The 13,876-nt window shown below is 57.7% G+C and carries 15 protein-coding genes and 1 tRNA gene; 6 read left to right on the top strand and 10 right to left on the bottom strand.

The window, feature by feature from the left end:
• Positions 1-77 precede the first annotated feature (77 nt).
• Positions 78-773 carry an OmpA family protein gene (locus tag AUC45_RS08700; protein WP_067601158.1) on the bottom strand — a complete coding sequence of 232 codons (696 nt, stop codon included), beginning with the start codon at positions 771-773 and terminating at the stop codon, positions 78-80.
• 223 nt (positions 774-996) lie between these two features.
• Here AUC45_RS08700 and AUC45_RS08695 point away from each other — a divergent pair, with 223 nt between their 5' ends.
• Positions 997-2,325 carry a hemolysin family protein gene (locus AUC45_RS08695; protein ID WP_067601155.1) on the top strand — a complete coding sequence of 443 codons (1,329 nt, stop codon included), beginning with the start codon at positions 997-999 and terminating at the stop codon, positions 2,323-2,325.
• A 116-nt stretch (positions 2,326-2,441) separates the two neighbouring features.
• On the opposite strand, the gene AUC45_RS08690 is transcribed toward AUC45_RS08695, so the two are convergent.
• The 9 genes from AUC45_RS08690 to AUC45_RS15875 form a co-directional block, all read right to left on the bottom strand.
• On the bottom strand, positions 2,442-2,852 hold the full coding sequence (locus tag AUC45_RS08690; RefSeq protein ID WP_067601152.1) for a DUF3035 domain-containing protein: 411 nt from the start codon (positions 2,850-2,852) through the stop codon (positions 2,442-2,444).
• Entirely contained in the window at positions 2,845-3,375 is a 531-nt protein-coding gene (gene lspA, locus AUC45_RS08685; protein ID WP_067601150.1) for a signal peptidase II, read from the bottom strand. Before lspA ends, AUC45_RS08690 begins: the two co-directional genes overlap by 8 nt.
• The gene (gene ileS, locus AUC45_RS08680) at positions 3,372-6,326 is read right to left on the bottom strand and encodes an isoleucine--tRNA ligase (RefSeq protein WP_067601148.1); all 2,955 of its coding nucleotides are present in this window, start codon (positions 6,324-6,326) and stop codon (positions 3,372-3,374) included. The genes lspA and ileS overlap by 4 nt, the downstream gene beginning before the upstream one ends.
• Entirely contained in the window at positions 6,326-7,261 is a 936-nt protein-coding gene (locus tag AUC45_RS08675) for a bifunctional riboflavin kinase/FAD synthetase (protein WP_067601145.1), read from the bottom strand. Before AUC45_RS08675 ends, ileS begins: the two co-directional genes overlap by 1 nt.
• A 6-nt stretch (positions 7,262-7,267) precedes the next feature.
• Positions 7,268-7,795, bottom strand: coding sequence for a dihydrofolate reductase (locus AUC45_RS08670; protein WP_233998621.1), 528 nt, complete (start codon positions 7,793-7,795; stop codon positions 7,268-7,270).
• A gap of 9 nt (positions 7,796-7,804) precedes the next feature.
• Positions 7,805-8,878 (bottom strand): 5-(carboxyamino)imidazole ribonucleotide synthase, encoded by a 1,074-nt coding sequence (locus AUC45_RS08665; protein WP_067601143.1) that lies wholly within the window; start codon positions 8,876-8,878, stop codon positions 7,805-7,807.
• Entirely contained in the window at positions 8,875-9,378 is a 504-nt protein-coding gene (purE, locus tag AUC45_RS08660) for a 5-(carboxyamino)imidazole ribonucleotide mutase (protein ID WP_067601140.1), read from the bottom strand. The genes AUC45_RS08665 and purE overlap by 4 nt, the downstream gene beginning before the upstream one ends.
• Positions 9,379-9,391: 13 nt before the next feature.
• Positions 9,392-10,078 carry a 2,3-diphosphoglycerate-dependent phosphoglycerate mutase gene (gpmA, locus tag AUC45_RS08655; protein ID WP_067601137.1) on the bottom strand — a complete coding sequence of 229 codons (687 nt, stop codon included), beginning with the start codon at positions 10,076-10,078 and terminating at the stop codon, positions 9,392-9,394.
• A 123-nt stretch (positions 10,079-10,201) separates the two neighbouring features.
• Positions 10,202-10,351 (bottom strand): hypothetical protein, encoded by a 150-nt coding sequence (locus AUC45_RS15875; protein WP_197409533.1) that lies wholly within the window; start codon positions 10,349-10,351, stop codon positions 10,202-10,204.
• 91 nt (positions 10,352-10,442) lie between these two features.
• On the opposite strand from AUC45_RS15875, the gene AUC45_RS08650 reads away from it, so the two are divergent.
• The 5 genes from AUC45_RS08650 (at position 10,443) to AUC45_RS08625 (ending at position 13,828) form a co-directional block, all read left to right on the top strand.
• Positions 10,443-10,517: transfer RNA gene (locus AUC45_RS08650), tRNA-Thr, on the top strand.
• A gap of 329 nt (positions 10,518-10,846) precedes the next feature.
• Entirely contained in the window at positions 10,847-11,611 is a 765-nt protein-coding gene (locus AUC45_RS08640; protein WP_067601131.1) for an SDR family NAD(P)-dependent oxidoreductase, read from the top strand.
• Between the two features lie 31 nt (positions 11,612-11,642).
• The gene (locus tag AUC45_RS08635) at positions 11,643-12,611 is read left to right on the top strand and encodes a thiamine pyrophosphate-dependent dehydrogenase E1 component subunit alpha (protein WP_067601128.1); all 969 of its coding nucleotides are present in this window, start codon (positions 11,643-11,645) and stop codon (positions 12,609-12,611) included.
• On the top strand, positions 12,611-13,597 hold the full coding sequence (locus AUC45_RS08630) for an alpha-ketoacid dehydrogenase subunit beta (RefSeq protein WP_067601125.1): 987 nt from the start codon (positions 12,611-12,613) through the stop codon (positions 13,595-13,597). Before AUC45_RS08635 ends, AUC45_RS08630 begins: the two co-directional genes overlap by 1 nt.
• Complete coding sequence (locus tag AUC45_RS08625; protein WP_067601122.1) at positions 13,598-13,828, top strand: biotin/lipoyl-containing protein; 231 nt, start codon at positions 13,598-13,600, stop codon at positions 13,826-13,828.
• The last annotated feature ends 48 nt before the right edge of the window (positions 13,829-13,876 follow it).

The raw sequence follows: 13,876 nt of genomic DNA, 5'->3' as shown, positions 1-13,876 counted from the left end.
GAGTTATGACTCCGAAATACGACCCGGATGAAAGGATGAAGGGAGCAGGAAACCTGGTGTCTGAAAATCAGGTAAGGTTATTGCCCTTGGGCCTCAGCCACATCAGCATCGCTGATCGGAATGATCTTGATTTCAACGCGGCGGTTGAGCGGCTCGTTCACATTGTCAGCCGTCTTAACGCGTAGCTGATCGTAGCTTTCGCCAAAACCGCGCGTTGCAAGGCGTCCACGAGCGACGCCTTTTGCCGCAAGGTAATCGGCCACAGCTTGTGCGCGTTGCTCTGAAAGTCGCTGGTTGAGCGCGGTCGAGCCGGTCGTGTCGGTAAACCCGTACACATCCACAAGGCTGTTCGGATATTTGATGAGGCTGTCGGCAACCGAATCCAACGTGGTGTAAAAACCGGGATTGATGTCGGCAGAACCGCTCGCAAAGGTCACGCCATCAGGCAGCCGGACTAGGATTGCATCCTGATCGCCCACTTCTTCAACATCGACGCCTGATCCTGCGGTTTGTTCATCCAGCTCTTTGATTTGGTCATCAAATTGCTTGCCGACCACCGCGCCAGCGGTGCCGCCAATACCAGCACCAATAATCCGCGCTGCATCACCGCCTATCGCCCCGCCGAGGAGATATCCCAAAGTGCCGCCGAGAGCTGCGCCAATCCCGGTGCGCGAAACTTTCTGTTCGCCGGTGTTGGGATCGGTAACGCACGCGCTGGTGCCCAGCAGTGCAATCGAAGCTGTGCTTGCGACCAGAATTCGAGATCTTTTCATTGTCCAGTACTCCTCTTTCCCAGTGATACCACCTCGCACGCGGTTCGTTCCGTGCGCAATGAATTGGCGTCCAATCGGCTTGTTAGTGCCGCTAATCGCTTTGCCTGATAATGAACCGGTTGTAACGTCGTGTGAGCGATATTTACATTTGCCATGGACCAAGCGGTGCAGTGTTCACACCATGCCGCTTTCATCCGCGCTCAATTATGCTAGCGGATAGGACGTGACACCGTTTCCCTGGTCAGATCTGGTTTTCATCCTTGGGCTCATCGTGCTCAACGGCGTCTTTGCGATGTCGGAGTTGGCGATTGTTTCGGCCAAAACCGCAAAGCTCAAAGCGAAAGCGGAAGAAGGATCTGTCGGCGCTCGCATCGCGATCAGGCTTGCAGCGGAGCCAGGCAAGTTTCTCTCAACCGTGCAGATCGGGATCACTCTCATTGCGATTGTGACGGGCGCATTATCAGGCGCGAGCCTCGAAGCGCCCGTGGGAGAGAGGCTGGCGGCGATTGGCGTGCCTGCTGACGTGTCGAATGAGATCGCGTTTATCTCGGTCATCGCTCTCACGACCTATCTGAGTGTGGTTGTTGGCGAACTAGTGCCAAAGCAGCTCGCTTTGCGATCAGCCGTGCCGATTTCGGTCGTCATGTCGCGGCCAATGGCCTTGTTGGCGACCATAGCCGCGCCGCTTGTCTGGGTGCTCGATAAATCATCTGCTGGGATAATCGGGCTCTTTGGCATCCGGTCAAAAAATACGACCAGTGTGACAGCCGAAGAACTGCAAATGATCTTTGCCGATGCGACACGCTCGGGCGTAATCGAAGCCGATCAGCACCAAATCCTTACCGGCGTCGTTCGACTTGCAGAGCGTCCTGTGCGTGACATGATGACCCCGCGAACCGAGCTGGATTGGATTGAGGCAGACGCCGATGAGGCACAGATACTCAAGACCATAGAGGACAGCCCGCATTCACTGCTTCCCGTGGCGGAAGGATCGCCTGACAGCATTCTTGGTATCATCAAAGTGCGCGAGATTCTGGCCAAGCTGGTCGCAGGCGAGCCGGTCTCAATCCGCGCCATGATGCGCAAAGCCGAAGTGCTACCCGATCAGCTCGATGCGATGGATGCGCTGCGTGTGCTGCAATCGGCGGAAATCGCCATGGCACTGGTGCACGATGAATACGGCCATTTCGAAGGGATCGTGACGCCGGTTGATCTGCTCACCGCGATTGCGGGCAATTTCGCTAGCGACCAAGACGAAGGCGACGCACCGTTGATCGTCGAAAGAGCCGATGGAACTTTGCTGGTGTCGGGTGCCTTGTCAGCCGATGCGCTCGCTGACAGGCTCTCGATCGAATATGATGAAACCCGCGAATTCGGGACGGCTGCGGGGTTCGCTCTTTCGGTGCTGAAGCGCCTGCCGATTGAAGGCGAGGCATTCAGCGAACAAGGCTGGACATTCGAAATCGTCGACATGGACAATCGCCGGATCGACAAGATCCTCGTGAGGCGAGAAGTGGAAGAACCAGCGGAAAGCGAAAAGCCAGAAGTCTAAGCTCACAAGTCGGTTCGGGGATCACGAACCGCAAGGGTGACCGCCCGCCCACAGCTGCTCCGTAGCGAAGCGAACGACATAGCAGCGAGGATACGCGCCCGGATGGGCGCGCTCCATCATGACGGAATCAATGTCTGCGCGTTTGCGCCGTCACCTTCGGGGGCGGCGATGATGTCGCGTGTCACGGTGCCCTTGGCGACCGTGTTGGTCTCGGGATCACCAGCCTGGCTGCGGATGCCGGGTGCCGCACTGCCTGCACGATCAAGCGTGCTTGTCTCAATAGAGCTGCGCGGTGATGGCCCGCCGAACAAGGCTTCCAAAGCCTGCTCGCTCGCGGTCCCTTCGACAGGGCGCGGCGCGCCGGGGGCAGGCGGGGTGAGTGTGAAATCAGGCGGAACCACCAGCGGTGCCTGACGCTGCACCGCAAATTCATCGGGACGGTCGCGGTTGAAAATCCCATTGCCGCCGCACGCGCCCAGCATGGCGGTGCCTGAAATGACGATGATCGCCTTTGTTACGTTACGCATGTTTTGTCTCCGCTGACCCGTCGGCCTCTTCTTCTGTGTCGCGCACAAACAGGCTGCGAGCAAGGATAATAACCACGCCGATAGTGATAGCCGCATCGGCGATGTTGAAAACTAGGAAGGGGCGAAAGTCCCCAATGTGAAAGTCTGCATAGTCCAGGACATAACCCAGCGCCCAGCGATCGTAGATATTGCCAATCGCACCGCCCAGGATCAGCGACAGACCAAAGATATCGCCCATCTTCCGCTCGCGCATCATCCAGACGAGCACGACGCAGGCAATCGCAGCTGTTACTGCAATCAAGCCATAGCGCATTTCCGGGCTGGTCGCCTGAAACATGCCGAGCGAGACGCCTTGGTTGTGCACGCGGGTAAGATCGAAAAAGGGAAGAAGGTCCATCTTGTCGCCAAGATTCTTGAGACCCAACGGTCCTGCGACCCACCATTTGACCAGCTGATCGACAGCGCAGATTACAGCCGCAATCAACAGTCCAATCACACGGTTGCGAGTGAAAAGCCCGCTCATGCTGCCACTCCATCAAGTGCGGCAACCGCATCCACGCATCGCCCGCAAAGCGCGCCATCCTCGGGCACGTCGGGAAGCAAGCGCCAGCAGCGGCCGCATTTGTTATGGCTAGATTTGGTGACTGTCACATCATCGCCTTGACCGCGAGTGACTGTCCCGGTGATGAACAATTCGGCGAGCTGTTCGTCCGTGACGCCGTCCGGCACCGCGTCAGCTGGCACGGTTACGACCGCTTCGTTGCTCGAACGAATGGTCTTTTCACGGCGCAGCGGCTCAATTGCCTCGGTCACGCGTTCACGCAGGGCGCGCAGCTTTTCCCATTTGGCTTTGTCCGCTGGGACTGTTGGCACCTCAGGCCATTCGAGCAGGTGCACACTATCTTCGCTGTCAGGATAGCGGGTTTGCCACACTTCCTCGGTGGTGAAGACCAGCACAGGCGCCGCGTATCGGACGAGCGCGTGGAAAAGCAGGTCCAAAACCGCGCGATAGGCCTTGCGCGTGACGCTATCGGGACCATCGCAATAAAGCGTGTCCTTGCGGATATCGAAGAAGAAGGCGGAGAGGTCTTCATTGCAGAAGTCCACCAGCAGTCGCGTGTATGTGTTGAAATCGTACTCGTTCGCCGCCTTTTTGAGTTTCCCGTCCAACTCGCTCAGAAGCGAGAGAGCATAAAGCTCCAACTCCGGGATCTCGCCCAGATCGCCTGCATCGCCGGTGTAGCCATCGAGCGCCCCAAGCAGATAGCGGAACGTGTTGCGCAAGCGGCGATATTGATCGCCCACGCCTTTGAGGATTTCATCGCCGATCCGGTGATCTTCGGTGAAATCGACGCTCAGCGCCCACAGCCGAATGATATCCGCACCGTATTGCTCCATCACCTTAAGTGGCGAGACCGTGTTGCCGAGCGATTTCGACATCTTCTTGCCCGCCTGATCCATGGTGAAGCCGTGGGTCAGCACCTGATCATAAGGCGCGCGCCCGCGCGTGGCGCAGGATTGGAGAAGCGAGGACTGGAACCAGCCGCGATGCTGGTCTGACCCTTCGAGATAGAGGTCGGCAGGCCATTGCAAATCGCCCCAGCGCCCGCTTTCGAGCACAAAGGCGTGCGTGCAGCCAGAATCGAACCAGACATCGAGTATGTCGGTGACCATTTCATAGTCATCGGGGCTGTGCGCGTTTCCGAGGAATTCCGCTTTGCGCGCTTCCTCCCAAGCATCGACGCCGTCCTTTTCGACCGCAGCGATGACTCGCGCGTTGACTTCTGGGTCTTGCAGATAGGTACCGTCGGGCCGCACGAACAAAGTGATCGGCACGCCCCATGCGCGTTGGCGGGAGAGCACCCAATCGGGCCGCCCTTCGACCATGGAGCCGATGCGGTTTGCGCCCTTTTCCGGGATGAACTGGACGCGCTCAATCTCGGACATGGCGCGGGTGCGCAGGGTATCGCGCGGGCCTTGCGGTACCTCGCCACCGCCCGAAGCTGCCGCCTCGATATCCTCAAGGCTCATTTCATGCAGCGATGATGGCGATGCGCCGCCTGTCAGTTCCTTGTCCATCGGTACAAACCATTGCGGGGTGCAGCGATAGATGACCTTGGCCTTGGAGCGCCATGAATGCGGGTAGGAATGCTCGTAATCGGCAGAAGCGCTGAGCAAAGCGCCCGCTTCGCGCAAGTCCGAGCAGATTGGCCCATCGGGCGCGTTGAAGGGCTTGTTGATGACGCTGCGACGTCGCTCGTCCGATCCGCCAAGCCACTCCCAATCGTCGCGATACCGGCCATCATCCATCACCGCGAAAACGGGATTGATGCCGTGCTCTTTGCAGAGCGCGAAGTCATCTTCGCCATGATCAGGCGACATATGGACAAGACCTGTGCCGGAGTCCGTGGTGACAAAATCGCCTTCCAGCAGCGGGCGGGGCGTCGCGTAGAATCCGCCGAGATGATGCATTGGGTGGCGGACTTTGGTTCCGGCTAGGTCGGAGCCCCTAAGATCTTTACTACAGAACGAGGCGATGCGATCAACCTCCGCAATCGGATGGGGAATATGAGGCTCCCCGTATCTGCCGAGACCTGTCCGTTCACCGAATTCTCTGACCAGATCTTTAGCGATTAAAAACTTCTTCCTAGGACGAGCGCTATCACGCGGCTGTTCGAAAAGAACGTACTCAACATCTGCCCCATAGGCCAAAGCCTGATTTACCGGGATCGTCCACGGCGTGGTGGTCCAGATCACTGCGTGCGCGCCGACAAGCTCCTCAATCGGGCTCTCGACGATCTTAAACGCCACATCGATCTGCGGGCTGTCGGTCAGGTCCTCATATTCAACCTCGGCCTCCGCCAAAGCGGTTTTCTCGACCGGAGACCACATTACCGGTTTTGACCCGCGATAGAGGTTGCCAGCCTCGGCAAATTTCATCAGCTCGGCAACAATCGTCGCTTCAGCCTGAAAATCCATGGTCAGATAAGGCCGGTCCCAATCGCCCATGATCCCGAGCCGCTTCAGCTGTTCGCGCTGGGTGTCGACCCATTTCTGCGCGTAGGCACGGCATTCGGCGCGGAATTCCTTCGCCGGAACCTCGTCCTTGTTCTTCTTTTTTTTGCGGTATTGCTCTTCGACTTTCCATTCGATGGGCAAGCCGTGGCAATCCCAGCCGGGGACGTAGGGCGCGTCCTTGCCCATCAGGTTCTGCGTGCGGCAGACCATGTCTTTGAGAATGTGGTTGAGCGCGTGCCCGATATGCATGTCGCCATTGGCGTATGGCGGGCCATCGTGAAGGATGAATTTCTCACGCCCCAGCCGCGCATCGCGCAGCTTGGTGTAAAGATCAATATCCGCCCAGCGCGCCGCAATGCCCGGCTCCTTTTGCGGAAGGCCAGCTTTCATGGGGAAGTCAGTCTTGGGCAGGAAGACCGTATCCTTATAGTCGCGTTTAGTGATGTCGTCGCTCATTATGGCAGCGCGCTTAGAAGCCTTCGCGCTTCCTCGCAATCCTTGTCCATCTGAACGATAAGATCATCAAGGGATTCAAATTTCGCCTCACCGCGCAGGAAGTGGTGAAAAGCAACCTCGATTTCCTGCCCGTAGAGGTCTCCTGAAAAGTCGAAAAAGTGCGGCTCGAGCAATTCCTTGGGCGGCTCGAATTGCGGGCGAATGCCGATATTGGCAGCGCCTTTGAGGGTTTCGCCGGTGCTGAGGACTTTGCCTGTTACCGCATAGACGCCGTATTTGGGGCGAAGATAGGTGTCGATGGCGATGTTCGCAGTGGGATAACCAAGCTTGCGCCCGTTCTTGTCGCCATGCTCCACAATCCCGCGAATGGCGAAGGGCCGGGTGAGGAGCGATGCGGCCAATTGCGGATCGCCATTACGCAAAGCGTCGCGGATGCGGCTGGAGGAAACGACTTCTTCGCCCGCCTCAACCACATCGACAACGCGTGAATGCAGCCCATTGTCACCGCCAAATCCTTTGAGCAAACCGACATTGCCCTTCGCACCCTGGCCAAAGGTGAAATCGCCCCCCGTGACCACGCCATATGCGCCGAAACGGTTGATGAGGATATCGGTGATGAAGTCTTCAGCCGATGTGCTCGCCAGATCATTGCCGAAATGGAATACCATCATCGCGGTAGCGCCAGCGGCGAGGTAGAGTTCCTGGCGCTGCTCCAATGTTGTCAGACGAAAGGGCGGCACGTCAGGGCGAAAGAAACGCACCGGGTGCGGGTCGAATGTCGCGATGATCGAAGGACGACCTTCGGAATGCGCCCACTCAATCGCTTCGCCTGCAACCGCCTGATGCCCTTTATGAAAGCCATCGAAATTGCCCAGCGCGATGACCGCGCCGCGCAACGCATCGGGCACAGGTTTTTGATGATCGAGCCAGCGCATAGGGGCCTAGTCTTTATCCGCCCGTTCAAAAGAGACAAAGGAATAAGCGGGGCGGGATTTTCCGTTTGCCTCGGTTACGGCGAAATCGGCGCGAGCGACTTCGGTCCATTCGGGGCCGGGCGCGCGCATAAAGGTATCGCCTTCGAAATCCTCGTGAATCTGAGTGAGTTCGATCCTGTGCGCGATGGGCATGAACACGTCATAGATTGCCGCGCCGCCAACTATCATCACTTCGCCAGTATCATTTCCTTGAGCGGCAACCGCCAGCGCTTCTTCCATTGAGCGGACCACCTCTGTGCCCTCGCTGTCCCACTTCTCGCGCCGGGTAAGGACGATATGACGGCGACCGGGCAGAATGCCGGGGAGGCTTTCAAAAGTTTTGCGACCCATGATCATGGGCTTGCCCATAGTGAGCGATTTGAACCGGCGAAGGTCAGCGGGAAGCTGCCAGGGCAGGCGATCTTCCACCCCGATCGCGCCATTGGCGGCGCGGGCATAGACGAGCGTGATTGTAAGGCCGTGCGTGTCAATCACTGGGGTGCATCACGCCTTGTGGCTCACGCGAGTGACATGACCCATTTTGCGGCCATCACGCGCTTCCTTTTTGCCATACAAATGCAGGTGCGGTTCGCCATCTTCGGCAAGGATCTGGTGCGCTGTCAGGGCGTCCTCCCCAACGATATTGCGCATATCGATGCTGGCAAAGCGCGTATCGGTTCCGCCGAGCGGCAGGCCTGCAATCGCGCGGATATGGTTTTCGAACTGGCTGGTTGCCGCGCCTTCAATGGTCCAGTGACCTGAATTGTGCACACGCGGCGCCATCTCATTGAAGATCGGCCCTTGGCCGGTCGCGAAGAATTCAAGGCACAACACGCCCACATACTGCAAGGCGTTGGCAGTCTTTGTCGCGATCTGGCGAGCCTCATCGACTTGGCTGTCGACAAGATCCCCGGCAGGCAAAATGGAAGAAGCGAGCATCCCGTCATCGTGAGTATTTGAGGTCGAATCCCAGAAACGGATCGTGCCGTCATGGCCGCGCACGAGGATCACCGAAAACTCGGTTTCAAACTCCACATATCCTTCAAAGACGCAACGGCGGCCAGGAAAGCGCACACCTTTTGCATCTTGCGCAGAGCCGACTTTCCATTGGCCTTTTCCATCATAGCCATCGCGCGCGGTTTTGAGGATGCCGGGCGTGCCGACTTCTTCAAGTGCGCGGCGAAAATCCTCTTCGCTTTCAACGCGTGCGTGCGGCGCTGCAGTTGCTCCCAATTGTTCGACAAAGGCCTTCTCCGCCAAACGATCCTGCGCCGTCTCAAGCGCTTTTGGGTTTGGCGCGAGAAGGCGATCTGGGATGGCGGCGACTGCTGAGAGAGGAACATTTTCAAATTCCCACGTCACCACATCGCATTTGGAAGCGAACGCTGCGAGGGCAGCTTTGTCACCCCAGCCATTTTCGAAGAAGTCCTGGCAAACATCAGCCGCGACATTGTCACCTTCGGGCGCGTACCCAATGACGCGGTATCCCAATTGCACCGCCGCCATGGCCAGCATCCGGCCAAGCTGGCCTCCACCGAGTATGCCGATTGTCGATCCGGGGGCGAGAGGAGCTGTCATTGGGGTACCTCCGCCACGGCATCGCTACGCGCCTGTCGCCATGCTTTTAGGCGCACAGAGAGCGCCTTGTCATTTAGGGCAAGGATCGATGCCGCCATCAAACCGGCATTCTTTGCGCCGGCTTCACCGATGGCGAGAGTGCCAACCGGAACGCCTCCCGGCATTTGCGCGATCGAAAGCAGGCTATCCATACCTGAGAGTGCCTTTGACTGGATCGGCACGCCGAGCACTGGCAAATGCGTCATGGATGCGATCATGCCTGGTAGGTGAGCAGCACCCCCTGCGCCTGCGATGATGACATGAAAGCCGGCATCAGCCGCACCTTTTGCAAATGCATTCATCCGGTCTGGTGTGCGGTGGGCAGAGACAATGCGCGCCTCGTATGACACGCCCAGTTCATCGAGTATCTCAGCTGCGAGTTTCATGGTGGGCCAGTCGGACTGACTGCCCATCACCACAGCGACTTCTGCGCCCCCCTCTGCGGCTGTTTCGTCCGCCATCAAACCTGCACCCTCAGCTGTCTTTCAGATAATACCGTTCACCCGGCACCATGTTTTCATCGAAGTCATAAACGATTGGCTGCCCGGTGGGAATCTCAAGCCCGGTGATTTCGTCATCGGATATGTTTGAGAGGTGTTTGACAAGCGCTCGCAGCGAATTGCCGTGTGCAGAGATGATGACCGTCTCTCCGCTTGCGAGAACCGGCAGAATATCGCTTTTCCAATAGGGAAGCACACGTTCAATCGTAAGTTTCAGACTTTCGGTATAGGGCACATCAATCCCATCATAGCGTGGATCAGCACCCGGATCGAATTCACAGCCCGGCTCCATTGGAGGCGGCGGCGTGTCGAAACTGCGTCGCCAGATATGCACCTGCTCATCGCCGTGCTTATCGCGCATTTCCTGTTTGTTGAGCCCGGTTAAGCCGCCATAGTGCCGCTCATTCAGTCGCCAGTCTTTCGTCACGGGCAGCCATAGTCGGTCCATCTCTTCGAGGGCAAGGTTGAGCGTCTTGATCGCGCGGGTCTGGAAACTGGTGAAGCAGGTCGTTGGCAGTACGCCCTTTTCCTTCATCAGCTGTCCCGCTTCCTTGGCCTCTGATACGCCTTTCTCTGTGAGATCTACATCCCACCATCCGGTGAAACGGTTTTCAAGGTTCCACTGGCTTTGGCCGTGGCGGACAAGAATAAGTTTTGGAATGGGTTGTCTCCCAAGTTACCGAGCCTCCCATGCCCTCCACCCTTCCGCCCGGGTTGTCTCCCGGTAGGCTCCGGGCGGAAGGGTGGAGGACGTGGGAGGCTCGGCCCCTAAACAAAAGGCGACCTAGCTTTCGCTGTCCTCTTTGGAAACCCCGTTCTCGCCCGATTCGCTCTTCATTTCTCGTCCTTGTGCTTTCCTGCGGCGCAGGTTCTCGCGCAGTTTTGCTGCGAGCCGCTCCTCTCGGGACATTTTGTTGCCGTCATCTTCACTCATACGAAACGCCTTGCCCCTAGTGGCTCATGACTTCAAGCATGGCTTGACAAGCTGCACGCGCCCATGGATAGGCGCGCTCCTTGGACAGAGTGCCGCGGTAGCTCAGTGGTAGAGCGCGTCATTGGTAATGACGAGGCCGAGAGTTCAATTCTCTCTCGTGGCACCATTTTCTTGTTCGACCTCAAGCGCCGGCAGTCGCATCCGCTCCTTTGGCTTTTCTCGCTCACACGCCGTTCCGGCGCGTCGCTGTGGGCGGCCGGTCGGACTTGCGGCGGCTGCGCCGCCGATTGGTTCTTGGTCACGGCAGTCAAAGCGCGACCGCGCGCCCGCAGCGACGCGATCTTTGATCGCATGAGCGAGGATATTGCAGCCCGGATGGGCTGCGGAATGAAAAGACTCATTCACCACTACCACCCCCACTTTTGACGAGTGCGCTTGGCCCCTGCGCTCCGCTATCCCTTTGCCCAGCAATTCAAACCGCTGGGAGAGCGAACAATGGATCTCGGACTTACAGGCAAGAAAGTCATTATGAATGGCGGTGCGCATGGGCTTGGCCTCGCATCGCTCAAATTGTTTGCCGAAGGCGGCGCGGATGTCGCATTCTTCAGCCGCAAGGACGATAAAATCGAAGCTGCCAAGGCCGAGATTGATGCAGCAGGACCAGGCAAGGTCTTTGCCGAGGTGTTCGACATGAATGATGGCGGCGATGCCTATAAGGCTTGGCTCGAAAAAGCCGCTGGAGAGCTGGGCGGATGCGATATCTTCATCCACACTGCGTCAAGTTCAGGCACGGGCGGCACGGGTGATTGGCAGAACGGCCTCGATATGGACATTATGGGCGCGGTGAACGGGGTCGAAGCCCTTACTCCGCATCTTGCCAATTCGGACAGTGGCTCAATTGTTTTCATGAGCTCTACGGCAGCGCTTGAGACCTTCATTGCGCCGCAAGCGTTCAACGCCTTGAAGGCAGCGCTGATCACCTATGGTTCACAACTGAGCCAAGCGCTCGCCCCGCAAGGCATTCGCGTCAATTGCGTCTCGCCCGGAGCGATTGAATATCCCGGCGGCAATTGGGAAGCGATCAAAGGCATGATGCCAGAACTCTACGAAGGCACGCTTGCGAAAATGCCGATGGGCCGGTTCGGCAATGATACAGAGGTCGCCAAGGCTATCGTTTTCGTCGCGAGCCCCGCTGTTCCGTACATGACCGGATCGAACATCGTGATCGATGGCGGGTTTACCCAACGCGTCCAGTTCTAAGCAAATATCCCCAAAGGAAGGCCCTAAACACATGGCTGAAATAGATCGCGACAAGCTGCTCGACATCTACACGCGCACGATGAAGGTGAACCGCACGGATGAGAAATTCCGTGAACTGCTGATGCAGGGCAAGGTGGCCGTCATGTATTACTGCGTGCGCGGGCAGGAGCTTGTGTCCGGCGCTGCGATGGCGGCATTGGACGATGAGGATTACGTCGTGTGCACCTATCGCGGGCAGGGTGAACAGACCGCGAAGGGCATTCCGATGGAAAAGTGGTGGGGCGAATGCCTCGGCAAAGCCACCGGCACTTGCAAAGGGAAAGGCGGCACCATGCACATCACCGATCCTGATACCGGGATCATGGTGACTACGGGTGTTGTCGGATCAGGCCTTCCCATCGCAAACGGACTTGCCATGGCGAGCCAGAACAACGGCGATGGGCGCGTTACGCTCGTCAGCTTTGGCGATGGCGCGGCCAATATTGGCGGCTTTCATGAAGCGATGAATATGGCGCAGCTCTATAAGCTTCCCGTTGTTTTCCTGTGCCAGAACAACCGTTATGGCGAACATACCGCCTATGCCGATCACACCGACAGCCCTAACATCGGATCACGCGCTGCATCCTATGGAATGAAGGGCGTTACGGTCGACGGCAATGATGTGAACCAGATTTATCCAGCGATGGAAGAGGCTGTCGAGCATGCACGATCAGGCAAGGGGCCGGTTCTGGTCGAGGCCATGTGTTATCGGATGATGGGCCACTTCTTCGGCGCTGATTTCTCTTACATGCCGCCCGAGCACATCGAAGAGATGAAGGCAGAGGACCCGCTTCCCAAGCTCCGCAAGGTCATGCTTGAACGGCAGTTCACCGAGGAAGAGCTCGACAAGATCGTCGCCGAAATTGACGCTCAGATTGATGCGGCGGTTCAGCACGCATTGGATGCACCGCTGCCCGATACCGACGAAATCTACAAAGACGTGCTTGAGGAGGTGAACTGATGGCTGAAATCACCATGACAGAGGCCCTCAACAAGGCCATCGATGAAGCCATGGCCGAAGATGACGGCGTCTTTTGCCTGGGCGAAGACGTCTCAGCCAAGCAGGGCGGGGGTGTGTTCAAAGTCACATCCGGCCTCACCGAAAAATACGGCGAACATCGCATCCGCGCGACGCCAATTTCGGAAACCGCGATTATCGGCGCGGCTGTAGGCGCAGCGCTTGCGGGGCAGCGCCCGATTGCAGAGATAATGCTGATGAATTTTGTCGGCGTGTGCATGGATCAGATCGTCAACCATGCAGCCAAATTGCGCTATATGTCGGGCGGTCAGACGCCATGTCCCATCGTCATCCGCACAACAACCGGAGTGGGCGTCGGATTTGGCGGGCAGCACTCTGACATGCTGGAGGCATGGTTTGCCCATGTCGCCGGAATGCACGTCGTCACCCCGTCAAACGCCGCCGATGCGCGCGGTCTTATGCGCAGCGCAATCGATGCCAACGACCCGGTTGTCTTTATCGAGAACATCCTTTGCTACGGCCTGAAATCTGAAGATCCTGGTCCCGGCTATCGAGTGCCGCTTGGCAAGGCATCGGTGCCTAAGGAAGGCAGTGATATCTCGCTCATCACCTATGGCCGCACAGTACTTGATGCGCTCGAAGTTGCTGGCGAACTCGAGGAAGAGGGCATCAGCGTCGAAGTGATCGATCTTCGCACCATCGCGCCCTACGATGAGGAAACCGTGCTCGCCTCAGTTCGCAAGACAGGCCGCGCGCTCACCTTGCACGAAGCCGTCCGCCCGTTCGGCACAGGTGCAGAGATTGCTGCCAACATCCAGGAGAAATGCTGGGATAGCCTCAAAGGCCCAGTGCGCCGGATCGGTGGCACTTTCGCCGCTGTTCCGTTCGCAACGCACCTCGAACAGGCATGGATTCCGAACAAAAGCGAGATTGTCGAACAGATCAAAGCGTCGGTAGGTAAAGCGTAAATGGCAGAAGAAATCCGCATCCCAAAACTCGGCATGTCCGCCACCGAAATGACATTGACCGAATGGATGTTCGGCGATGGCGAACAGGTCGAGAAGGGCGAAATCATTTACACTGTCGAGACTGATAAATCGACAACCGAAATTGAGGCGCAGGCCTCTGGCACCATACGGCCTACTGGCGAGGAAGGCGCGGTCTATAAAGTGGGCGATCTAATCGGGACGATTGAGTAGGCGCGCGCGGTGCAAGCCGATTGAGCCAAACGGATTAGGAAAAATGCA

This window comes from Erythrobacter sp. YT30 (assembly GCF_001542875.1).
GTDB lineage: Bacteria > Pseudomonadota > Alphaproteobacteria > Sphingomonadales > Sphingomonadaceae > Erythrobacter.
This window is presented reverse-complemented; position numbering and strand designations above follow the sequence as displayed.